Annotated in this window: 20 protein-coding genes; 16 read left to right on the forward strand and 4 right to left on the reverse strand. The window is 73.8% G+C overall.

What is annotated here, in order from left to right:
* Positions 1-146: 146 nt before the first annotated feature.
* Positions 147-1,178 carry a GlxA family transcriptional regulator gene (locus ACIOJE_RS04185; RefSeq protein WP_400773179.1) on the forward strand — a complete coding sequence of 344 codons (1,032 nt, stop codon included), beginning with the start codon at positions 147-149 and terminating at the stop codon, positions 1,176-1,178.
* On the opposite strand, the gene ACIOJE_RS04190 is transcribed toward ACIOJE_RS04185, so the two are convergent.
* Complete coding sequence (locus tag ACIOJE_RS04190) at positions 1,156-2,589, reverse strand: sensor histidine kinase (protein WP_400773413.1); 1,434 nt, start codon at positions 2,587-2,589, stop codon at positions 1,156-1,158. The genes ACIOJE_RS04185 and ACIOJE_RS04190 overlap by 23 nt on opposite strands.
* 89 nt (positions 2,590-2,678) lie before the next feature.
* Entirely contained in the window at positions 2,679-3,395 is a 717-nt protein-coding gene (locus ACIOJE_RS04195) for a response regulator transcription factor (RefSeq protein ID WP_400773181.1), read from the reverse strand.
* Between the two features lie 229 nt (positions 3,396-3,624).
* Between ACIOJE_RS04195 and ACIOJE_RS04200 the strand changes: the two genes are divergently transcribed.
* The 15 genes from ACIOJE_RS04200 to ACIOJE_RS04270 all read left to right on the forward strand — a co-directional run bounded on the left by ACIOJE_RS04200 (position 3,625) and on the right by ACIOJE_RS04270 (position 19,977).
* Positions 3,625-4,980 (forward strand): ferric reductase-like transmembrane domain-containing protein, encoded by a 1,356-nt coding sequence (locus ACIOJE_RS04200; protein WP_400773182.1) that lies wholly within the window; start codon positions 3,625-3,627, stop codon positions 4,978-4,980.
* A gap of 92 nt (positions 4,981-5,072) precedes the next feature.
* A complete protein-coding gene (locus ACIOJE_RS04205; RefSeq protein ID WP_280681467.1) occupies positions 5,073-5,597 on the forward strand; it encodes an FMN-binding protein in 525 nt (174 codons plus the stop codon).
* Between the two features lie 30 nt (positions 5,598-5,627).
* The gene (locus ACIOJE_RS04210; RefSeq protein ID WP_280681599.1) at positions 5,628-6,386 is read left to right on the forward strand and encodes an FAD:protein FMN transferase; all 759 of its coding nucleotides are present in this window, start codon (positions 5,628-5,630) and stop codon (positions 6,384-6,386) included.
* A 173-nt stretch (positions 6,387-6,559) separates the two neighbouring features.
* Complete coding sequence (locus tag ACIOJE_RS04215; RefSeq protein ID WP_400773184.1) at positions 6,560-7,093, forward strand: EF-hand domain-containing protein; 534 nt, start codon at positions 6,560-6,562, stop codon at positions 7,091-7,093.
* Positions 7,094-7,155: 62 nt separating this feature from the next.
* Positions 7,156-8,232, forward strand: a complete 1,077-nt coding sequence (locus tag ACIOJE_RS04220) for an isocitrate/isopropylmalate family dehydrogenase (RefSeq protein WP_400773186.1) — start codon at positions 7,156-7,158, stop codon at positions 8,230-8,232.
* 128 nt (positions 8,233-8,360) lie between these two features.
* Complete coding sequence (locus ACIOJE_RS04225; RefSeq protein ID WP_400773416.1) at positions 8,361-9,011, forward strand: cysteine hydrolase family protein; 651 nt, start codon at positions 8,361-8,363, stop codon at positions 9,009-9,011.
* Positions 8,960-9,847, forward strand: coding sequence for an SAM-dependent methyltransferase (locus ACIOJE_RS04230; RefSeq protein ID WP_400773188.1), 888 nt, complete (start codon positions 8,960-8,962; stop codon positions 9,845-9,847). The genes ACIOJE_RS04225 and ACIOJE_RS04230 overlap by 52 nt, the downstream gene beginning before the upstream one ends.
* A gap of 96 nt (positions 9,848-9,943) precedes the next feature.
* Entirely contained in the window at positions 9,944-10,957 is a 1,014-nt protein-coding gene (locus ACIOJE_RS04235) for an SPFH domain-containing protein (protein ID WP_400773190.1), read from the forward strand.
* Complete coding sequence (locus tag ACIOJE_RS04240) at positions 10,954-11,871, forward strand: hypothetical protein (RefSeq protein WP_400773192.1); 918 nt, start codon at positions 10,954-10,956, stop codon at positions 11,869-11,871. Before ACIOJE_RS04235 ends, ACIOJE_RS04240 begins: the two co-directional genes overlap by 4 nt.
* 141 nt (positions 11,872-12,012) lie before the next feature.
* The gene (locus ACIOJE_RS04245; RefSeq protein WP_280681483.1) at positions 12,013-12,771 is read left to right on the forward strand and encodes a DeoR/GlpR family DNA-binding transcription regulator; all 759 of its coding nucleotides are present in this window, start codon (positions 12,013-12,015) and stop codon (positions 12,769-12,771) included.
* A 248-nt stretch (positions 12,772-13,019) separates the two neighbouring features.
* Positions 13,020-14,273 (forward strand): extracellular solute-binding protein, encoded by a 1,254-nt coding sequence (locus tag ACIOJE_RS04250; RefSeq protein WP_400773194.1) that lies wholly within the window; start codon positions 13,020-13,022, stop codon positions 14,271-14,273.
* A gap of 105 nt (positions 14,274-14,378) precedes the next feature.
* Entirely contained in the window at positions 14,379-15,308 is a 930-nt protein-coding gene (locus ACIOJE_RS04255; RefSeq protein WP_280681491.1) for a sugar ABC transporter permease, read from the forward strand.
* Complete coding sequence (locus ACIOJE_RS04260; protein WP_400773196.1) at positions 15,305-16,144, forward strand: carbohydrate ABC transporter permease; 840 nt, start codon at positions 15,305-15,307, stop codon at positions 16,142-16,144. The genes ACIOJE_RS04255 and ACIOJE_RS04260 overlap by 4 nt, the downstream gene beginning before the upstream one ends.
* Before the next feature lie 44 nt (positions 16,145-16,188).
* Positions 16,189-17,142 carry an SIS domain-containing protein gene (locus ACIOJE_RS04265; protein ID WP_400773197.1) on the forward strand — a complete coding sequence of 318 codons (954 nt, stop codon included), beginning with the start codon at positions 16,189-16,191 and terminating at the stop codon, positions 17,140-17,142.
* A gap of 180 nt (positions 17,143-17,322) precedes the next feature.
* Positions 17,323-19,977, forward strand: coding sequence for a TIM-barrel domain-containing protein (locus tag ACIOJE_RS04270; RefSeq protein ID WP_400773199.1), 2,655 nt, complete (start codon positions 17,323-17,325; stop codon positions 19,975-19,977).
* A gap of 148 nt (positions 19,978-20,125) precedes the next feature.
* On the opposite strand, the gene ACIOJE_RS04275 is transcribed toward ACIOJE_RS04270, so the two are convergent.
* A complete protein-coding gene (locus tag ACIOJE_RS04275; RefSeq protein WP_400773200.1) occupies positions 20,126-21,055 on the reverse strand; it encodes an alpha/beta fold hydrolase in 930 nt (309 codons plus the stop codon).
* Positions 21,056-21,156: 101 nt separating this feature from the next.
* Positions 21,157-22,326: a glycosyltransferase family 4 protein gene (locus ACIOJE_RS04280; protein ID WP_400773202.1), complete on the reverse strand. Its 1,170-nt coding sequence runs from the start codon at positions 22,324-22,326 to the stop codon at positions 21,157-21,159.
* Positions 22,327-22,356 lie beyond the last annotated feature (30 nt).

Genomic DNA, 22,356 nt, shown 5'->3' on the forward strand with positions numbered 1-22,356 from the left:
GGGGAACGGGGCGGGCGGCGGCTGCGAGGGCTGCGGCGGCCCGCCTCCGGAACGCTACGGCCGCTCGCCGGATGTCGGCAATGCCGTCTAACATGCAGATTCCGACATCGAGGGCCGACGGGGGTCGGCCAGAGCTGGTGGGGGCCGTGGACGCCGCGCAACGCCTGATCGTCATCGTCCTGTTCGAGGGCGTCGACCTGCTCGACGTCACCGGGCCGCCCGAGGTGTTCTCCCTGGTCCGGCGGGAGACCGACGACGCGACCGGCTACCGCGTCGTCCTCGCCGCCGCGACGGCGGACCCGGTCACCACCGCCGCCGGCGTGCGGATCCTGCCCAACCTCACCTTCGACGAGGCCGCCGCGGGCGGCATCGACACCCTGCTGGTGCCCGGCGCCGTCGAGGTGGACGACCTGCGCCGCGTCCACCCGCTCACCGACCCGGCCGTGGTCGACTGGGTGCGCAGGCTCGCCGGTCGCTCGCGCCGGGTCGCCTCGGTCTGCGTCGGCGCGCACCTGCTCGCCGCCGCCGGACTCCTCGACGGCAAGCGCGCCACCACCCACTGGTCGACCGCGGCGCAACTCGCCGCCGAGTACCCGGAGATCCAGGTCGACGCCGACCCGATCTTCATCCGCGAGGGCGACGTCTGGACGGGCGCGGGCATCAGCGCCTGCCTCGACCTCTCCCTCGCCCTGGTCGCCGAGGACTTCGGCGAGGCCCTCGCCCTGCGCGTCGCCCGCCAGCTCGTGATGTACCTCAAACGCCCCAGCGGCCAGAGCCAGTTCAGCGTCCCGCTGGAACCCGTCTCCACCACCCGGCGGGTCGAGGAGCTGCGCCACCACATCCTGCGCAACCTCACCGGCCGGCTCACCGTCCCCGACCTCGCCGCCCACGCCCACGTCAGCGAGCGGCAGTTGACCCGGATCTTCAAGACCGAGCTGGGCGCCACCCCGAGCGCCTACATCGAGTCGGCGCGGGTCGAACTCGCCCGCCACCAGCTCGAATCCACCGACGCCACGCTCGACCGCATCGCCACCGACTGCGGGTTCGGCACCCCGGACACCCTGGTCCGCGCCTTCCGCCGCCGCCTCGACACCACCCCGACCGAGTACCGCCACCGCTTCCGCACCACCGCGCCCGAAGCGCCGCGGCCCGGGGTCAGGTCGGCAGCCGGACCGTGAACACGGTGCGACCCGGCCGGCTGGCCGCGTCCACCTCGCCGCCGTGCGCCCGGACCACCGCACGCACGATCGACAGGCCGAGTCCGGTCGACCCGGTCGAGCGCGAGCGCGCCCGGTCCCCCCGGACGAACCGCTCGAACATCCGCTCCGCCAGCTCCGGCGCGATCCCCGGGCCGTCGTCGGCGACGGCCAGCCGCACCTCCTGCCCCGCGCGCTCCAGGCTCAGCTCGACCTCGGTACCGGGCGGGGTGTGGGTACGGGCGTTCGCCAGCAGGTTGACCACCACCTGGCTCAGCCGGTGCTCGTCCCCGCGGACCAGCACCGGCTCCTCGGGCAGTGCCAGGCGCCACCGGTGCTCGGGCCCGGCCGCCCGCGCGTCGGCCACCGCGCTCAGCGCGATCCGGGTCAGGTCCACCTCCGCGGCGGCCAGCGGCCGCCCGGCGTCCAAGCGGGCGAGCAGCAGCAGGTCCTCGACGATCGCCCCCATCCGCACCGCCTCGGCGTCGATCCGCTCCAGCGAGTGCCGCACCGGCCCGGGCACCGCACCGGGGTGGCGCAGCGCGAGTTCGGCGTGGCCGCGGACCGCCGCGACGGGGGTGCGCAACTCGTGGCTGGCGTCGGCGGCGAACGCCCGCAGCCGCTCCTCGACCGCGTGCCGGCGGGCCAGGGCGTCGCCGACGTGGCCGAGCATCCGGTTGAGCGCCGCGCCGACCCGGCCGACCTCCGTGCGCGGGTCGTCGTCCGGCACCCGCTCGATCAGCGTGACGGCGCCGCTGGCGAGCGGCAGCGCGGCGACCCGCTCGGCCGTACCCACCACCCGCCCCAGCGGGCGCAGCGACCAGCGGACCCAGATCGCGCCGGCCGCCCAGGCGCCGGCCACGGCGATCGCGAAGACGGTCAGCTCCAGGGTCGCCAGCCGTTCCACGGTGTCCTCGGCCGGGCGCAGCGGCAGACCGCTGACCAGCACGTCACCGTCCCGGCCGGCCACCGCGCGCACCCGGTAGTGGCCCTGCACCCGGCCCAGGTCGACGCTTCGGGCCGGTCCGCCGACCGGCAGTGCGGCCAGCGCCTGCTGCGCGGCCGGTGAGAGCGTCACCCGGTCGTCGGCGTTGGGCCAGTCCGCATCGTCGGCGTCCCCGTCGACCACGCCCGCCGCGGTGGCCCGGCCGTCGAGCAGCCGGACGCCCAGGGTGCCCGGGGTCTGCGCCCGGGTGTCGGTGCCGCCGCCCTGGCCGGCGTGTTCCAGGCTGGCGGCGTAGCGGCCGCCGGAGTCGGCGAGCTGCTGGTCCAGGCGGTCCACCAGGAAGTGGTGCAGCGCCGCCGTGGTGGCGAGGCCGACCGCGGCGCAGGTGACCACCAGCAGCACCAGCAGGCCGGCGATCAGCCGGGCCCGCAGCGTACGCGGCAGCAGCCGGGCGGCCCGGGCCCGCGGCGTGCGCGCGACCGGGCCGCCGCTCGCGGGGCCGCCGTTCACCGGGCCGCCGTTCACCGGGCCGCCGCTCACGGGGCCGCCTTGATCAGGTAGCCGGCGCCGCGCACCGTGTGGATCATCGGCGTCCGGCCCGCGTCCAGCTTCTTGCGCAGATAGCTGATGTACAGCTCGACCACGTGCGCCTGCCCGCCGAAGTCGTACGACCAGACGGCGTCCAGGATCTGCGCCTTGCTGAGCACCTGCCGCGGGTGGTGCATGAGGTGGGCGAGCAGCGCGTACTCGGTCGGGCTGAGGTCGATCACCTCGCCGCCCCGGGTGACCTCGCGGGCCTGGTCGTCGAGGACGAGGTCGCCGAGCACCAGGGCGTGCGCGGGCGGCTGCCGCGACGCCCCCGGCGGGGCGGCGCGGCGCAGCAGTCCGCGCAGCCGGACCACCACCTCGGCCAGGCTGAACGGCTTGGTCACGTAGTCGTCGCCGCCCGCCGCGATGCCTGCGATCCGGTCCTCGACGGCGTCCCGGGCGGTGAGGAAGAGCACCCGGACCTCGGGCTGCTCGGTATGGATGCGGCGCAGCACCTCCATGCCGTCGAGGTCGGGAAGCATCATGTCGAGCACCACGGCGTGCGGGCGCCAGGCCGCCGCGGCCCGTACGGCGGCCAGACCGGTGGTCTCGCCCACCGCCTGCCAGCCCTCGTAGCGGACCGCGCCGCAGACCACCTCCACCAGGTCCGGTTCGTCATCGACGACGAGGACCCGCCAGTCCCGCCGGTCGGCGCTGTCGTCCATGGTGCTCCCTCGGTGCGCGTGGTCGGCCGGGTTCATCCTGCCCGTCCCTGATGAGAAGGCCGTGAGACCCCGGGCCGCCCGTGGCGGCCGTCACAGCCACGCTGACCTGCGACGACGTGCCCGAGAGGGGTGAAGGCGGCGGGCCCGGTTCAGAGCCGGTTCAGAGGTTCGGCTGCGATCGTGGTGCGCCCCGGCGGTGCTCGCCCGCCGGGCCCGAAGGAGGATCCCGATGGCCACCGCCGCCCCGCCGAGACCCGCCGCCCGCACGCACCGGGCGGCTCCCCGCCGCCCGGCCGCCGCCCGGCCGGCCGCAGTGCTGTGCCTGATCGTCGCCGGCGCGCTCGGCGTCCTCGCGCTGTGGTGGTTCGACACCCCGGTGGTCGCCGGCGCGGCCGCCTGGCTGACCGGGGCGGGCCGGATCACCGGTCTGCTCGCCGGGTACGCGGCGCCGGTGCTGCTCCTGCTGATGGCGCGGCTCCCGCTGCTGGAGCGCGGCGTCGGCGCCGACCGGCTGGCCCGCTGGCACGCCTTCGGCGGACGCTGGCTGGTGGCCCTGGTGACGGCGCACGTGCTGTCGATCGTCTGGGGGTACGCGCTGACGGACGGTCGCGGCCTGCTCGGCGAGGGCGTCGAGCTCGTCTTCCACTACCCCGAGATGCTCAAGGCCTCGCTGGCCACCCTGCTGATGCTGGGCACCGGCGCGGTGTCCGCCCGGGCCGCCCGGCGCCGCTTCTCGTACGAGGCCTGGTACTACCTGCACCTGGCCACCTACCTCGCGGTGGCGCTGGCCTTCGGCCACCAGCTGGCCACCGGCGCCGACCTCGGCGACGGCCCGGCCCGCGCCGCCTGGTACGCCCTCTACCTCGGCACCGCCGCCCTGCTCGGCTGGTACCGGCTGGCGCGGCCGTGGCTGCTCGACCGCCGGCACCGCCTGCGGGTGGCCGAGGTCCGGCCGGAGGGGCCGGGCGTGGTGTCGCTCTTCCTGACCGGCCGGCGGCTGGACGAACTCCGGGCCGAGCCGGGCCAGTTCTTCCGCCTGCAGTTCCAGGCGCCCGGCCTGCGGTGGGCCGCCAACCCGTACTCGCTGTCCGCGCCGCCGCGCCCGGACTTCCTGCGCTTCACGGTCAAGGACCTCGGCGGACACAGCGCCGCCGTGGCAGCGCTGCGCCCTGGCACCCCGGTGCGCGCCGAGGGCCCGTACGGGGCGTTCACCGGGCGGCTGCAGCGGCGGCGCCGGGTGCTGCTGCTCGGGGCGGGGGTGGGGATCACCCCGCTGCGGGCGCTGTTCGAGACGCTGCCGGGCGAGCTGACCCTGGTCCAGCGGGCCGGGCGCCCGGAGGACGTGCTGTTCCGGGCCGAGCTGGCGGAGGTCGCCCGGCGGCGGGGCGCCGTGGTGCACGAACTGGTCGGCCCGCGGGAGCGGATCGGCGACCTCGGCACCGCGCTCGCCCGGCTCGTCCCCGACCTCGCCGAGCACGAGGTCTACCTGTGCGGGCCGGACCCGCTGGCCGAGGAGGCCGTCCGCTCGCTGCGGGCCGCCGGAATACGGGCGGGGCGCATCCACCGCGAGTCCTTCGTGCTCTGAACCCGCCGGGACCGCCCGATCCGCCCGCCCGATCCGCCCGCCCGATCCGCCCGCCTGATCCGCCCGCCCCTCCGGACCCCGAGGAGTCCCCCATGCGCCGAGCCGTCGTCACCAGCGCCGCCACCGCTGCCGGAGTCGTCCTGCTGCTCTCCCTCAAACCGCACGACGCCGCCGGGCCCGCGCCGGTGATCAGCTCCACCGGCGGGTCCGGCAGCTCGTCAGGCGCTGTCACAGGCTCCTCCGGGGCCGCCTCGGGAGCCTCCGACGCCTCCGCGGCGCCGTCGGGCTCCGCCTCCGCACCCGCCGCGTCCGGTGCGGGCGGTGCGTCCGGTGCGGGCGGCACCCGGAAGGTCGCCGGCGACGCCGTGAACACCCGCTACGGGCCGGTCCAGGTCGAGGTCACCCTCGCCGGCAGCCGGATCACCGCCGTCGACGTCGTCAAGTACCCCACCGAGGACCGCCGGGACCGCGCGATCAACAGCACCGCGCTGCCGCTGCTCAACCAGGAGGCGATAGCCGCGCAGAGCGCCCAGGTCGACGTGGTCAGCGGCGCGACCTTCACCAGCGACGGCTACGTCCGTTCCCTGCAGAGCGCGCTCGACCGCGCCGGGCGGTGAGGCGTGGTGCTCCGCCACGCCGAGCCCGTCATGGGCACCGTCTTCTCGATCGCCGTCCGCGATCCCGGCCCGGACACGCCGGCCGTGCTGCGCCGGATCGCCGACCGGCTGCACCGGATCGACGCGGTGTTCTCGCCCTACCGGCCGGACAGCGACATCAGCCGCCTCGACCGCGGCGAACTCGCCCTCTCCGCCTGCGATCCCGAGGTCCACACCGTCCTGGCGGCCTGTCGCGAGGTCGCCGCGCAGACCGACGGCTACTTCACCGCGCGGCCCGGCGACCGGCTCGACCCCAGCGGCTGGGTGAAGGGCTGGGCGGTCGAGGAAGCGGCCGCTCTGCTGCGCGCCGCCGGGGCGCGGCAGTACTGCGTCAGCGGCGGCGGGGACGTGCAGACCGCCGGCGGGCCCTGGCGGATCGGCGTCGCCCACCCGCTGCGGCCGGACTCGCTCGCCGCCGTCCTGGGCGGCGACGACCTCGCGGTGGCCACCTCCGGCACCGCCGAACGCGGTGCGCACATCCTCGACCCGCACACCGGCCGCCCGGCGCTCGGCCTCGCCTCGCTGACCCTGGTCGGCGCCCCCGGCACCGGCATCGCCCACACCGACGCCTGGGCCACCGCCGCCTTCGCCATGGGCCCCGACCGCGCGCTCGCATGGGCCGCCCGACGCCCCGGCGTCGAGGCCCTCGCCGTCCTGCCCGACGGCTCCAAGCGCTGGACGCCCGGTCTGCCCCGGCACCTCCCACCAGCCGGCCCCGCCGACTGGCAGCCGACCGCCCCGGCGTCCTGACCTGGGCCCTTACGCCAACTGCCGTCCAAGCCCCGTCAGTTCACTCCATCAGGTGAAGAACGCGATCATGACTCGTCCGCCCCGACCCCGGTGACCGATAGTGGGACACCGATCGGACGCGGACCATCCGCTCCCACCCGAACGCGTGAACGCACGGAAAGAGGCAGTGGCGCATGCTCATTGAGGCCACCCGGCGGATCGACCTCGTCTTCGCCCTGTTCGACGCCAACCGCAACGGCGTCATCGAGGCCGACGACTTCGACCTGATGACGGACCGCGTGGTCGCGGCCGCCGCCGACTCGGACGAGGCCGCGAAGACCGCGATCCGCGCCGCCTTCCAGCGCTACTGGGTCACCCTGGCCACCGAGTTGGACACCAACGGCGACGGCGTGATCAGCCGCGAGGAGTTCAGCGGCTTCGTGCTCTCGCCCGAGCGCTTCGCCCCCACCGCCGGCGAGTTCGCCGACGCGCTCGCCGCACTCGGCGACCCGGACGGCGACGGCCTCATCGAGCGCCCCCGGTTCGTGGCACTGATGACCGCGATCGGCTTCGAACGCGCCAACATCGACGCCCTCTTCGACGCCTTCGACCCCACCCCCGAGGACCGCGTCACGGTCGCCGCCTGGGCCGCCGAGATCCGTGACTTCTACGCCCCGGACAAGGGCGGCATCCCCGCCGACCTCCTGGTCGGCATCCCCGCCGCCTGACCCGGGCCTCGCCCGCAACCGCAACCGCAACCGCGGACCGGACGCACCAGCGAAGGAGCAAGGTGAAACCTGTTGTCGCACTCGCCGTGGGCAGGGGAACGGGCGCGGAACTCTCGACCGTCTTCGAACGGACCCTGAGCCGGATCGCGGGCCTGTACGACACCGGGATCGAGCTCGTCCGCTCCCCTCGGACCTACCACTCCTACGTGTCGCTCAAGGAGGAGGTGACGGACACCGAGCAGATCCGGCGACTCACCGAGGAGGACGCCGCGCACTACGAACGGTTCTGCCGGGAGCAGGCCCGGCGCGGCACACCGGCCGTCTTCCGCACGGCCATGAACGCCCAGTCGCTCTACCTGGTGCGCCAACGCCTGCAGGCCGTCAAGGTCGAGCCGATCGCCGCCGGCGACGCCGCCCTGCTGCTGGTCCGGGACGAGGCCCAGGGCTTCTACACCGGGGAGAACCTGCACTCCCCTGGCGTGGTCACCCGCACCATGGAGTTCAGCCGGGAGATCACCGCGAAGGTCCTCGAATTCGCCCTCCGGCGCGCCCGGCGGGAGTGGCCCGACGACGGACCGGCCCAGATCGTCATGGCCTACAAGTTCCACCTGCTGGACGGCGCCCTGGACCGCTGGGTCTCCGAGATCTCCCGCCGACTCGGCGTGGAGGTACGGCTGTTCCAGCCCGACACGGTGAACCGCAACCTGATCACGCACGGCCTCGCCGACCGCACGGTGATCGTGGCGGGCAACGAGTGGGCCGACATCATGCACGTCGTCCTGCTCGACCGGTTCGGCGCCGAGCGGCAGGAGAACCGCTGCACGGAGAACGTCCATCTCCACCCGGAGCTGCGGGAGTTGGTCGAGTACCAGACCGTACACGGATCCGCCGACGACCTCGCCGGGAAGGACACCGTCAACCCCACCGCCACCCTGCGCGCCGCCGCTCTGATCGCCCAACGACACGCGGGCTGCCCGGGTGCCGTGGCCGCCGTCGAGCAGGCACTGCACGCCGCCGAGGAGCAGGGCATCCGCACGCCCGACCTCGGCGGACGGCACTCCACCACCGCCGTGGTCGACGCGGTGCTCGCCGCACTCGACGGCCGGGCCCCCGACACCGCGCCGACGGCCCGGCCGTGAGCGCCACGACGGACCGGCCGGCAACGGACCAGCAGGGAACGGACCAGCCGGCAACGGACCAGCCGGCGACGAACCGCGACGCGACGGCCGGCGCCGCCACGGACCGCACCGCGACAGACCGGACCGCGCTGGTCGTCGTCGACCTGCAGAACGACTTCTGCGCCGGCCCTGTCGCCGCCGCCCGCTACCCCGGCGACCCGGCGCGGCTCGCCACCGTGGCGGCGAACACCGCCCGCGCCGTCGAGGCCGCCCGGGCACACGGCATCGAGGTCCTCCACGTCCGCTTCCTCGGCGACCCCGAGCACCAGGGCGCCAGTTGGCGCCACCGCGACGCGACCCTCGGCAAGCGCCCCAAGTGCCTGGACGGCAGCTGGGGCGCCCAGTTCCACGCCGTGGCGCCCGTGCCCGGCGAGGCCGTCTTCACCAAGCTCGCCTGCTTCGACGCCTTCCTCAGCGACGGCTTCGAGGCCCACCTCGCCCGCCGCGACGTCCACCACCTGGTGTTCACGGGCGTGTTCGCCGACGTCTGCGTCGACAGCTCCGCGCGCACCGCCTTCCAGAAGGGCTTCCACGTGACGGTGCTCAGCGACTGCACCGCCGCCCTGCACCTGTCCGACGACACCGTCCTGCGGTTCATGCGCCGGGTCTACGGCGCCCGCGTCACCACCCACGACCGATCCGCCGTCTGGTCACGGCTTCCCGAAGTCTCCGAACAGCAGGAGGGACCATGGCCGCCGCGGCCCGAACCCGTACCGGCGTCGACGAGGGCGTCGGACTGACCGCCCTGATGGTCGCCGCCGCCCGGGCGATCGAGACCCACCGTTCCGACGCCCTCACCCGGGACGACTACGCCGAGCACTTCGTCCGCGCCGTCCCGGCGACCGCGGACTGGCCGCTCCACCCCCGGGACGTCCCGGACGGCGAGGCCGACCCGCTCTGGGGGCGGCTCGGCCGCTACCTCGCCCTGCGGACCAGGGCGTTGGACGACCAGCTGCTCTGGTCCGCCCACCTCGGCGCCCGCCAGGTGGTCCTGCTCGGCGCCGGCCTGGACTCCCGGGCCTTCCGGCTCGACTGGCCGCCCGGCCTGGCCGTCTTCGAACTCGACCGGCCCGAGGTCCTCGCGTTCAAGCAGCGCGTCCTCGACCGGCTCGACGCCCGGCCCACGGCGCGCCGCGTACCCGTGGCCGTCGACCTGCGCCTCGACTGGGCCGACGCCCTCACCTCGGCCGGCTTCGACCCCGCCGAGTCGACCGCCTGGCTCGCCGAGGGCCTGCTGCGCTACCTGCCCGGCGCCGCCGAGCGGCGGCTCGTCGCCACCGTCGACCGCCTCAGTGCCGCCACCAGCACCCTGGCGTACGAGGCCGTGATCGGGCCGGAGCCCGCGGCGGTCCGCGACAACCCCGTCTACACCGCCGCCCGTGAGCGGATCGGCGTCGACCTGCTCGCCCTGTTCGACGACGACCCCCGCCCCGACACCGCCGCCGATCTCACCTCCCGCGGCTGGTCCACCACCGCCCACACCCCGTTCGAGTTCACCCGCCACTACGGTCGCGGCCCCCGCCCCGAACCCCACGACGCCCTCGCCGCCAACCGCTGGGTCTTCGCCACCAGGTGACGCCCCGCCCGACGGGGCCACACCTACTTTTCGTCATCTTGACGAGATCCGATCGGCACCTTTATCGTCTTCATGACGAGAAGAGGTGCCGATCCCATGGCCGACATCACCCGACGCTTCGGACTGCGCCACCTGCGCGCCGCCCCCACCGCCCACATCCGCCACCTGCACCGCGGCAAGGCCGCCCACGACGGCACCGGACTGGCCTTCTGGTTCCGCCCGCTCCCCGCCGCCCTCTCCGAGGTGCCGGTGGACGACCGCGAGCTCGCCATGCTCTTCCACGCCCGCACCTCCGACTTCCAGGACGTCACCGTCCAGGCCACGCTCACCTACCGGATCACCGAGCCCGCCATCGCGGCGAACCGGGTGGACTTCGGCATCGACCCGGACACCGGCGCCTGGCGCTCGGCCCCGCTGGACCAGCTCGCCACCCTGCTCACCGAGACCGCCCAGCAGCACGCGCTCGGCCTGCTCGCCCGCACCCCGCTGGCCACCGCCCTGGTCGACGGCGTCAGCGCCGTGCGCGAGCGGATGGCCACCGGTCTCGCCGCCGAAGCCCGGATCACCGAGACCGGGCTCGCGGTGATCGCCGTGCGGGTCGTCGCGCTGCGCCCCGAGCCCGAGGTGGAGCGGGCGCTGCGCACGCCCGCCCGGGAACTGGTCCAGCAGGAGGCGGACCGGGCCACCTTCGAGCGGCGCGCCGTCGCCGTCGAGCACGAACGCGGGATCGCCGAGAACGAGCTCGCCAACCGGATCGAACTCGCGCGCCGGGAAGAGCAGTTGCTCGCCCAGCAGGGTGCCAACAGCCGGCTCCAGGCCGAGGAGCAGGCGGTCGCCGACCGGGTCCGCACCGAGGCCGAAGCCGAGCGCCGCACCCGGCTGGCCGCCGCCGAGGCGGACGCCGCCCGCGCCCTCGGCGACGCCCGCGCCGCCGCCGAGGCGGCCTGGCTCACCGCCCACCAGCAGGCCGACCCGGCCGTCCTGCGGGCCCTCGCCCTGATGCGGCTCGCCGAGCACCTGCCGCACATCGACAGCATCACCCTCACCCCTGACGTGCTGACCGGACTGCTGGCGAAGCTCGGTGCCCCGACCGGCGGGGCCGAGCGGTGAGCCTCGCCCCGCGGGCGGTCCTGGTGCACCGCCGCACCGAGTACGAGGAGTTGCTCGCCCACCACGGCACACCCGGGCAGGCGGCGTTCTTCCTGTCCTCCCGCGGCCGCTCGGTCGACGAGGTGGAGCAGCGCCACCACCGGCAGGCCGCGGCCCTGGCCCGGGCCGCGGCCGCCGTACCGCTGGACTGGCGGCGCACCCGGGTCGAACGGACCGACCTGCCGCGCTTCCCGTTCGAGCCGGAGGACGTGGTGGTCGTGGTCGGCCAGGACGGACTGGTCGCCAACGCCGCCAAGTACCTGGACGGGCAGCCGGTGATCGGCGTCGACGCCGACCCGGGCCGCAACCCCGGCATCCTGGTCCGGCACCGCGCCTCCGCGCTCGCCGTCCTGCTGCCCGCCACCGTCGCCCGCGGCGCGGACCGGCACGTCGAGGAGCGCACCATGGTGGAGGCGGTCGCGGACGACACCCAGCGGCTGCTCGCGCTCAACGAGGTGTACGTCGGCCAGGCCGGCCACCAGACCGCCCGCTACCGGCTGGCGGTCACCGGGGACCCGGTGCTCACCGGGGAGGGGGCCGAGCCGCAGGCCTCGTCGGGCGTCCTGGTCGGCACCGGCACCGGCGCGACCGGCTGGTGCCGCTCCGCCTGGCTGGAACGCGGCGGCCCGCTCGCCCTGCCGGAGGCCGCGGCACCGGCGCTCGCCTGGTTCGTCCGCGAGGCCTGGCCCTCCCCCACCACCGGCACCAGCCGGGTGCACGGCGTGCTGGACGCCGGCCACCGGCTGGTGCTGACCGTCGAGTCCGAGCGGCTGGTCGCCTTCGGCGACGGCATCGAGGCGGACGCGCTGGAACTGACCTGGGGCCAGAGCGTCCGGATCGGCGTGGCCCAGAACCGGCTGCGCCTGGTGGTCTAGCACGAACCGCGAACCGGGGCCCGGACAGGCCCTGGCGGCGGTCCCCGCCACGGGAGTTGCGCACCCGGCCTGCGCGATGAGCCGTTCTGCGCAGGGATCGTGTTCGCGCGGCTGGCGGTGGGCACACTCTAGACTTCCGCCATGCTCAAAGCCGACCGCACCGCCCGGATCCTGTCGCACATCACCGAGGCGGGCAGCGCCGACGTACACGAGTTGGCCGGGCTCCTGGAGGTGTCGCCGGCCACCGTCCGCCGCGACCTGCAGGAACTGCACGACCAGGGACTGCTGCACCGCACCCGGGGCGGGGCGGTCACCGGTGCCGTGAATCTCGAACTGCCGCTGCGCCACAAGCACGGGAAGCGGCAGGCGGAGAAGCGGCGGATCGCCCTCGCGGCCGAGCGCCTGGTGCCGGACGGCGCCGTGGTGGGTCTGACGGGCGGCACGACGACGAGCGAGCTGGCCCGGGTGCTGGCCGAGCGTAGCGGGATCACCATCGTGACCAACGCCGTCAACATCGCGGCCGACCTCATCGTCCGGCCGGAGATCCGCCTGGTGGTGGTCGGCGGCATCGCCCGGACGACCAGTTACGAGCTGGTCGGGCCGGCCGCCGACCGGATGCTCGCCCAGTACCACCTGGACATCGCGTTCATCGGCGTGGACGGCCTGACCGCCCAGGAGGGCTGCACGACGCACGACGAGATGGAGGCGCAGACCGACCGCGCGTTCATGCGCAGCAGCGCACGGTCGGTCGTCCTGGCGGACAGCACCAAGATCGACCGGGTCACCTTCGCCAAGATCTGCCCGCTCGACGAGGTGCACGACCTCGTCACCGACGACGAGGCGACGGTGTCCCAGGAGCAGGCGATCGCCGCCTGCGGGGTGCGGGTTTCGCGCGTCTGACCTGTTCACACGGGGCGCCCGGCCGGATTCTCCCGGCCGGGCGTTCTGTTGTGCCGCCAGTTGGCATGCAACGGTCCGATAACGACATCCGGACGACACCTCGACCCGCCGGTCCGCCTCGTGAATACTGCCCGACGCAGCAAGCTCTTTCGAATCTGCTCAGAACCAGCTCTTTTCAAGCATTTTGGATCAAGCGGCGTGCAAAGGCGGTAACTGCGGTGAACAAGCGTGTACGTGCCCTCTCGACGATGTGTGCCGCCGGCGCCCTCGCCCTCACGGCGTGCGGCGGCGGCAGTGGCAGTGGCAGTGACAGCGGCAGCGCCGCGGGCGGCAGTGTGACGCTCAAGCTCGTCGCCGCCGACTACGGCGAGAAGGAGTCCAACAGCTCGAAGACCTACTGGAACGGCGTCGCCACCGCGTTCACCGCGGCCAACCCCGGCATCAAGGTCGACGTCCAGGTGGTCAACTGGAACGACATCGACACCCAGGTCAAGACGATGATCCAGAGCGGCAACGTGCCGGACGTCCTGCAGACCGGCGGCTACGCGGACAAGGTCGCCGACGACCTCCTCTACAAGGCCGAGGACGTGCTGTCGGCCGACACCCGGGCCGACTTCATCCCGACCTTCGCCCAGGCCGGGCAGGTCAACGGCGTGCAGTACGGCATCCCGTTCGTCTCCTCCGCCCGCGCCCTGTTCTACAACAAGGCCGTCTTCCAGCAGGCCGGCATCACCCAGCCGCCCGCCACCTGGGACGAGGTGCGCAAGGACGCCGAGCTCATCAAGGCCAAGGCCCCCGGGGTCACCCCGTACGCGCTGCCGCTGGGCCCGGAGGAGGCCCAGGGCGAGAGCATGATCTGGGAGCTCGGCAACGGCGGCGGCCCCACCGGCAAGGACGGCGGGTACACCCTCGACAGCCCGGCCAACGTCGACACCTTCCGCTGGCTCAAGGCCAACCTCGTCGACCCCGGCCTGACCTACGCCAACCCGGCCACCACCGACCGCAAGACCGCGTTCGCCGACTTCGCCGCGGGCAAGGCGGGCATGCTCAACGGCCACCCCTCGCTGATCCAGATGGCCAAGGACGGCAAGGTCGACTACGGCGTCGCGCCCATCCCGGGCAAGTCGGCCCCGCTCGCCGCCACCCTCGGCGTCGCGGACTGGACGATGGCCTTCAAGAAGAACGGCCACCGCGACCAGATCAGGAAGTTCCTCGACTTCGCGTACTCCAAGGAGAACACGCTCGCGTTCGACGAGACCTACAACCTGATGCCGGTCACCCAGAGCACGCTGCACGAGATGACCGCCAGCGGCAAGCACCAGGACCTCGAACCGTTCTTCGCCCTCCTGCCGCAGGCCGCCTTCTACCCGCTCGGCGACACCACCTGGGACGCGGTCTCGGCCGAACTGAAGAAGAGCATCGGCACCGCCGTCACCGGTGACCCGGCCAAGGTGCTCGGCGACCTGCAGAAGAAGGCCAAGGACGCCGTCGCGAACAAGTAGCCCGCGCCCCGGCACCGGCCGTCCCGGCGCGCCCAGCCGTCCCGGCAGGCGATCCCGCCGCGCCCGGACGGCACCCTCCGCGCTCCGCCCGAAAGGCACCCTGCGTTGTCCCTCAACTCCCCCGCCCGCAAGGCCTCCAGGCCCGGCCGGCGCGCATCGACGGGTTCGCGCCCGGGCAGGCTCGGACCGCTGCCGTGGATCGCCCCCGCCGTCCTGCTGATCCTGTGCGTCGTCCTGTGGCCCGTCTACGAGATGGTCCGAACCTCGTTCCTGCGGATCAGCACCAGCGGGTTCGTCCGCGGCTCCGCCGGGCTGGACAAGTACCGCAAGCTGTTCGGCGAGGCCGACCTCGGCCACGTGCTGATCTCGACGGTGGTCTGGACGCTCGCCGTCGTCGGCCTGACGATGCTGCTCTCGCTCGGCCTGGCCCAGCTGTTCAACCAGCGGTTCCCGGGGCGGCGGTTCGCCCGCTGGGCCCTGATCGCCCCCTGGGCCGCGTCCGTCCTGATGACCGCCATCGGCTTCCGGTGGATGCTCAACCAGACCGCCGGGGTGCTCAACACCGCGCTGACCGACCTCGGCCTGGTCGACGGACCCCGGGACTGGCTCGGCGATCCCTCGACCGCCTGGCCCTGGATGGTCTTCGTCGCCGTCTTCGTCTCGCTGCCGTTCACCACCTACACCCTGCTCGCCGGGCTGCAGACCGTCCCCGGCGAGGTGTACGAGGCGGCCAGGGTGGACGGCGCCTCCCCGTGGCAGGCGTACCTGCGGATCACCCTGCCGCTGCTGCGCCCGGCCTTCCTGGTCGGCGTCGTGATCAACCTGATCAACGTCTTCAACTCCTTCCCCGTCATCTGGGGCATGACCCAGGGCGGCCCGGGCAGTGCGACGGCCACCACCACGGTGTTCATGTACCAGCTCAAGACCACCGACATCGGCGAGTCCGCGGCCATGTCGGTGGTCAACTTCGCCTTGGTGGTGCTGATGGTGCTGGTCTTCCTCAAGGTCAGCCGCTGGAACGGGGAGGAGCGTTGACGGCCCGCCCGCCCGGGCGGCGGATCCGGCCGCGCACCCTGGTCGTGGCGGCGGTGGCCTGGCTGCTGGCGGCGGTCTTCCTGCTGCCGTACCTGGAGATGGCCGTCACCGCGCTGCGCCCGGCCGACGAACTGCGCGACGCGACGTACCTGCCACGGCACTTCGCCTGGTCCAACTTCGTCGACGTCTGGCGCGACTCGACCCTCGGCGACAACCTGAAGGTCACCCTGCTGGTCGCCGGCGGCTCCACCGTGCTGGCGCTGCTGGTCGCGCTGCCCGCCGCGTACTACACCGCCCGGGTCAGGTACCGGGGCCGCAAGCTCTTCCTGCTCCTCGTCCTGGTCACCCAGATGTTCCAGCCGACCTCGCTGCTGGTGGGCCTCTACCGCGAGTTCTACCAGCTGGACATGCTCAACTCGGTCTGGACGCTGATCCTCTGCAACGCCGCCTTCAACCTGGCCTTCGCCGTCTGGATCCTCACCGCCTACATCGGCTCCATCCCGGTCGAGTTGGAGGAGGCTGCGATGATCGACGGCCTCGGCCGGCTCGGGGCGCTGCGCCGGGTGGTCCTGCCGCTGGCCCTGCCCGGCGTCGTCACCGCGCTGATCTTCACCTTCATCTCCGCCTGGAACGAGTTCGTGATGGGCCTGACCCTGTCGACGGCCCCGAAGAGCCAGCCCCTCACCGTCGGCATCAACGGCTTCATCGGCAACTACACCGTGGAGTGGAACTACCTGTTCGCCGGGTCGGTCGTCGCGATCGTGCCGGTCGTGGTGCTGTTCGCCGTCATCGAGCGGCACGTGGTCTCCGGACTGACCGCCGGATCGGTCAAGTAGCCCGAGCCGCCTCCAGCCTGGCATCCCTTCCGAAGGAGTCGCCCATGACCTCCACCACGCCCTCCCACACCTCCACCGAGATCGCCTCGCAGCCCGGGTGCTGGCGCCGGGCCGCCGAGTCCCTGCCCCGGTACGCCCCCGCGCTGCCGCGCCGAGGCGAGCGGGTCGCCGTCACCGGCTGCGGCACCTCCTGGTTCATGGCCCAGGCCTACGCGGCGCTGCGCGAGAGCGGCGGCCACGGGGTGACGGACGCGTTCGCCGCCTCGGAGTTCCCGCCCGGACGCGGCTACGACCGGATCCTGGCCATCTCCCGCTCCGGCACCACGACCGAGGTGCTGGACCTGCTCGACCGGGCCCGCGCCGCCGGAGTGCCCACCTCCGCCATCACGGCCGATCCCGCCACCCCGGTGATGGCGGTGGCCGACACCGTCGCCGTCCTGCACTTCGCCGACGAGCGGTCGGTGGTGCAGACCCGCTTCGCCACCACCGTGCTCGCCCTGCTCCGGGCCCACCTGGAAGCCGAGGGCGCCCTGCCGGACGGGGTCCGCCCGCTGGCCCGGGCGGTGCAGGACGCCGGGCGGGCCGTCGCGGCACCCCTGGCCGCCGAGGTGCGCGGCGCCGAGCAGTTCACCTTCCTGGGCCGCGGCTGGACGTACGGGCTGGCGCTGGAGGCCGGGCTGAAGATGCGCGAGGCGGCCGGCGCCTGGACCGAGGCGTACCCGGCCATGGAGTACCGGCACGGGCCGATCAGCATCACCGCGCCGGGCCGGGTGGCCTGGGCGTTCGGCCCGCTGCCCGCCGGGCTGACCGAGGACATCACCCGGGTCGGCGGCCTCCTGGTCGCCGAATCCGGCGACGCCACGGCCGACCTGGACCCGCTGGCGGACCTCGTCCGGGCCCAGCGGCTGGCCGTCGCGGTCGCCGAGGCGCGCGGCTTCGACCCGGACCGGCCGCGCCACCTCACCCGGTCCGTCGTCCTGCGGGACCACCCCGCGTAACCCCCTGCGTGACCACCGGGACGCCGGCGGGCGCGGGCCCGACGTGCCGTCAAGGACCGTACCGCCATTGACATGTACCGGCAGTCGCTGTGAATGTTGCTTGAAAATCCCCTAGTTCAAGCAGATTCGCGCAGTAAGTGAACATCTCTTGCTCATTGAACGGGAGAACACACCGTGCGCTTGGTTCGACATCGCCTCCGCCGGGCCGCCCTCACCGTGGCCCTGACCAGCATCGCCGCCGCGGCCGGGCCCACCCTTCCGGCCCGGGCCGCCACCCCCGGCTCCGCCGTCCTCGACCAGGGCCACCAGAGCGTGACCTGGCAGAGCCCCCAGTACGCCAAGGGGACCCTCGGCGGCGCCACCGCCTGCCCGTCCGCCGCCCAGGACCCGGGCGGCGCGGTCTGCGACCACTTCGACCTCACCGTCAACGTCCCGGCCGGCTACTGGGCCGACAACCCCGAGGGCGGCGTCCCGGTCTCCGTCCAGTGGCAGAACGCCACGGACGACTTCGACCTCTACATCTACGACGCCAACGGCAAGGAGGTCGCCGAGAGCGCGGGCACCGCCGACCCCGAGGCCACCGTGATCCCGCAGGCCTCCGGCACCTACCACGTGCTGGTCGTCCCCTACGACGTGCACGGCGGCTCCTACACCGGCCGGGCCTACCTGCCGCAGACCGCCGACGCGGGCGACCTGACGGCCTTCTCCGGATCCCAGGGCAGCTACGACATCGCCGCCGGCACCCTCAAGGCCAAGGTCGACTTCCTCGCCGACGACCAACTCCGCCTCCAGGCCGCCCCGGACGGCGTCCTCACCGACCCGGCCGGCCGCACCATCATCCGCAAGCAGCCCGAACCCCAGCGCGACACCAGCACCTTCGACGCCGGCGCCTACTACGGCATCCGCGCCAAGGACGTGGTCCTGCGGGTCTACAAGCACCCCCTGCGGTTCGGCCTGTACCGGGCCGACGACCGCACCGCCGTCTGGCAGGAGGACGCCCCGCTGCGCTGGAGCACCAGCGGGCTGCGGCAGAGCCTCACCCGCGGCGCCGACGAGCAGTTCTTCGGCGGCGGCGAGCAGAACGGCAGCTTCTCCCACCGCGACCAGACGATCCACGTCGCCAACAGCACCAACTGGAACGAGGGCGGCTACAACAACTCGCAGCCCTTCTACGTCTCCAGCGCCGGCTACGGGGTCTTCCGCAACACCTTCGCACCGGGCCTCTACGACTTCGGCTCGCCCGTCCGCACCGGGCAGCAGGAACGGCGTCTGGACGCCTACTACTTCACCGGCGACGTCAAGTCGGTGATCGGCCAGTACACCGCGCTGGTCGGCAAGCCCTTCATGCCGCCCGTCTACGGCCTGGAGCCCGGCGACTCCGACTGCTACCTGCACAACGCCAACCGCGGCGAGCGCCACACCCTCGACGCGGTGAAGGTCGCCGACGGCTACGTCCAGAACCAGATGCCGCTGGGCTGGATGCTGGTCAACGACGGCTACGGCTGCGGCTACGAGAACCTGCCGCAGACCGGCGAGGGCCTGCGCAAGGACCACGCCCAGCTCGGGCTCTGGACCCAGAACGGCCTGCCCAACCAGGCCGAGGAGGTCAAGGCCGGCGTCCGGGTGCGCAAGCTCGACGTCGCCTGGGTCGGCAACGGCTACGACTTCGCGCTGAACGCCTGCGACCAGGCCAAGTCCGGCATCGAGGACAACAGCGACGCCCGCGGCTTCGTCTGGCTGCCCGTCTCCTGGGCCGGCGCCCAGCGCTGCGGCGTGCTCTGGAGCGGTGACCAGAGCCTGTCCTGGGACTACATCCGCTGGCAGATCCCCACCTACGCCGGCGCGACCATGTCCGGCATCGCCTACGACACCGGCGACGTCGGCTCCATCTTCCGGCGCGACCCGAAGATGTACACCCGCGACCTGCAGTGGAAAGCCTTCCTCCCGGCCATCATGACCATGGACGGCTGGGCCAAGGACATGGCCGGCACGGAGCAGCGCGACCAGCAGCCCTGGCTGGACGGCGAGCCCTACACCTCGATCAACCGCAAGTACCTGCAGCTGAAGGAGCGGCTGCTGCCGTACATGTACACCCTGTCCGCGGAGGCCACCAGGACCGGCATCGGCGCGGTGCGCCCGCTTGCCCTGGAGTACCCGGACGACCCGGCCGCCCTCGGCCCGAACGCGAAGTACGAGTTCCTGGCCGGACCGGACTTCCTGGTCGCGCCGGTCTACTCGGACACCACCACGCGCGACGGCATCTACCTGCCCGAGGGCACCTGGACCGACTACTGGACCGGGCGCACCTACCAGGGCCCCACCACGATCAACGGCTACTCCGCCCCGCTCGACACCCTGCCGCTGTTCGTCAAGGGCGGCTCGATCGTCCCGATGTGGCCCAAGGGCACGCTGTCCTGGGAGAACCGGGACCGCGGCGAGCTCGACTACGACCTCTACCCGCAGGGCGACTCGTCCTACACCCTGTACGAGGACGACGGTGTCACCCGGCAGTTCAACGCCGGGTCCTCGGCCACCCAGCGCGTGGACGTCCACGCCAACCGCGCCGTCACCACCGTCACGGTCGGTGCCAGCGTGGGCAGTTACACCGGCAAGCCGGCCAGTCGGGGGTACCGCTTCAGCGTGCACGGCCAGCCCGCCCCGCAACTGGTGGTCACCCAGGGCGGACCGCTGCCCCGGCTGGACTCGGCGGCCGCGCTCGACTCGGCCTCCTCGGGCTGGTACTACGACGCCGCGACCGGCGTCACGCAGATCAGGACGCCGGCCGTCTCCACCGACCGCGCCTTCTCCGTCAACCTGATCCACGGCGGCCACTGACCGTCCGCCACCGCCCACCCGGCACCTGGGGCTCCCTCGCGACGCGTCGCGAGGGAGCCCTCCGCCGTCGGTGCGCGCTCCTGCCGTGGGAGTGCGCTCCTGGCCCACCCGGCCGTCCTGAGCAGCGGTCCGACGCACACGTGGTTGTTCAGGCGAGCCCGGTCGCCGGATCCGACGTCGTCCGTGCGCGGCCGCCGCCCCCCGCTGCGGCAGGTCCCCGGTCCGCCTCGCCGAGCAGGGCGCGGAAGGCCGCTGCCACGGCGGCCGGCCGCTCCTGCATGGCGACGTGGCCCACGCCGGGCAGGGTGAGGAGGCGGACGTCGTGGAAGGCCGCGTAGGCGCGCCGTGCCGTGCGGAAGGGGACGAGCCGGTCGTCCCGCCCGTAGACGAGCAGGGTGGGCGCGGTGACCCGGCGCGCCTGCCGCCACGCCGACGCCTCCCCCCGCCGCAGGAAGGCGCGGACCAGCGCGCGGGCCCCTTCGCCGAGCATGTCCTGCGCGTACGGCAGCTCCGCCCGGCGGCGGCGCTCGCGTTCCTCGACCGCCCGCTGCTCGGCGCCGACGAGCGCGGGGTTCGCGTAGATCAGCCGGTACAGCTCGTCCAGTTGGCTGTCGGGGCTCTGCGCCGCCAGGCGCCGGGAGTAGAGCCGCGGGACGCCCGGCAGCCCGAGCAGGGCCACCTGGAGGGCCCGGTACGGCGGGACGACCGGCAGCGCGGGCGAGATCAGCGTCAGCGTGCGGACCAGGTCCGGCCGGTACGCGCCGAGGCGCAGGGCGATCAGGCCGCCCAGGGAGTTGCCGACCAGGTGCACGCGGCGGTGCCCGGCGCGGTCGAGGAAGCGGGCCACGGCCGCGGCCTGTCGCTCGACGGTGATGTCCCCGTCGAGCGGGGGCGCCGAGCGGCCGAAGCCCGGGAGGTCGACGGCCAGGCAGTGCACCGACGTCCGTACGAGGTCGATCAGCCCGGCCCAGTTGTGGGTCCACCCGCCCAGGCCGTGCAGGAACACGGCGGTGTCGGTCAGCGGGTCGGCGCTGCGGACGTGCTCGACCGCGAGGGTCGGCTGCACGGTCGGCTGCATGGAGATCTGCTCCTTCGGGAGTTGTCCGAACCGGTCGTCGTCCGAACCGGTCGTCGCCTGCGCCGGTCGCCGTCTGCGCCGGTCGCCGTCTGCGCACCGGCTCACTCGTGGCCCTGCCGGGCCGTCTCGGCGATGGCGAGCCGGTAGTGCCCGACGAGTTGGTCCCCGACCGCCGCCCAGCTGCGTTCCGCCACGGCGGCACGCCCGGCCCTCCCCAGCGTCGCGCGCAGTTCGCTGTTCCGGGCGAGCCGTTCCACGGCCGCCCGGAACGCCTCCCCCGAACCGGGCGGGACGAGGTAGCCGGTCCGCCCCGGCCGTACGAGGTCCAGCGGGCCGCCGGCGGCCGGGGCGACCACGGGCAGCCCGCTCGCCATGGCCTCCTGGACCGTCTGCCCGAAGGTCTCGAACGGCCCCGCGTGGGCGAACACGTCGAACGAGGCGTAGAGCCGCGCCAGTTCGTGCCCGGTCCGGCTGCCCAGGAAGACCGCGTCCACGAGTCCGGTCTCCAGCCGCGGCCGGCAGGGCCCGTCACCGACGACCACCAGCCGTACGCCCGGGATCCGGGACACCTCCGCCAGCCGGTCGACCTGCTTCTCCGGCGCCAGTCGCCCGACGTATCCGACCAGCACCTCGCCGCCGGGCCCGAGTCGACGGCGCAACGCCTCGTCGCGGTGCCGGGGATCGAACCGCACGGAGTCCACACCTCGGGGCCACAGGTGGACCCGTGGCACGCCGTGCGCCGCCAGGGCGCGGCACGACGCCTCGGCCGGGGCCAGCGTCCGCGAGGCCGTCGCGTGGATGCGCCGGATCTGCCGCCAGGCCAGCCGCTCCCAGACGCCTCCGGCCACCGGCAGGTAGGTCCGGGCGTAGGCGGCCATGTCGGTCTGGAACACGGCGACCACCGGAATCCCGGCCCGGCCGGCCGCGGACCGCCCCGCCGCGCCCAGCACGAACGGCCCGGCCAGGTGGACCACATGGGGGCGGTACAGCTCGATCGCGTCGGCCACCTGCCGCCCCGGGAGCGCGATCCGCACGTCCGGATAGCCGGGCAGCGCGACGGACGGGACCCGGACGACCCGGTAGCCGTAGCCCGAGTCCGGGATGTCACTGCCACGCCGCCGGTCGGCCACCGCCGGCGCGACGACGATCGGGGTGTGTCCCCGGGACACGAGGTGGTCGGCCGTCCTGAGCACGCTGTGGGCCACCCCGTTGACCTGCGGCGCGAAGGACTCGGCGACGACCACGACACGGAGCCGCTCAGCGCCGCGCACCGGAGCCTCCGCAACGGGCGGCCGCTCGGA

The organism is Kitasatospora sp. NPDC087861 (genome assembly GCF_044742585.1).
Taxonomy (GTDB): Bacteria; Actinomycetota; Actinomycetes; order Streptomycetales; family Streptomycetaceae; genus Kitasatospora.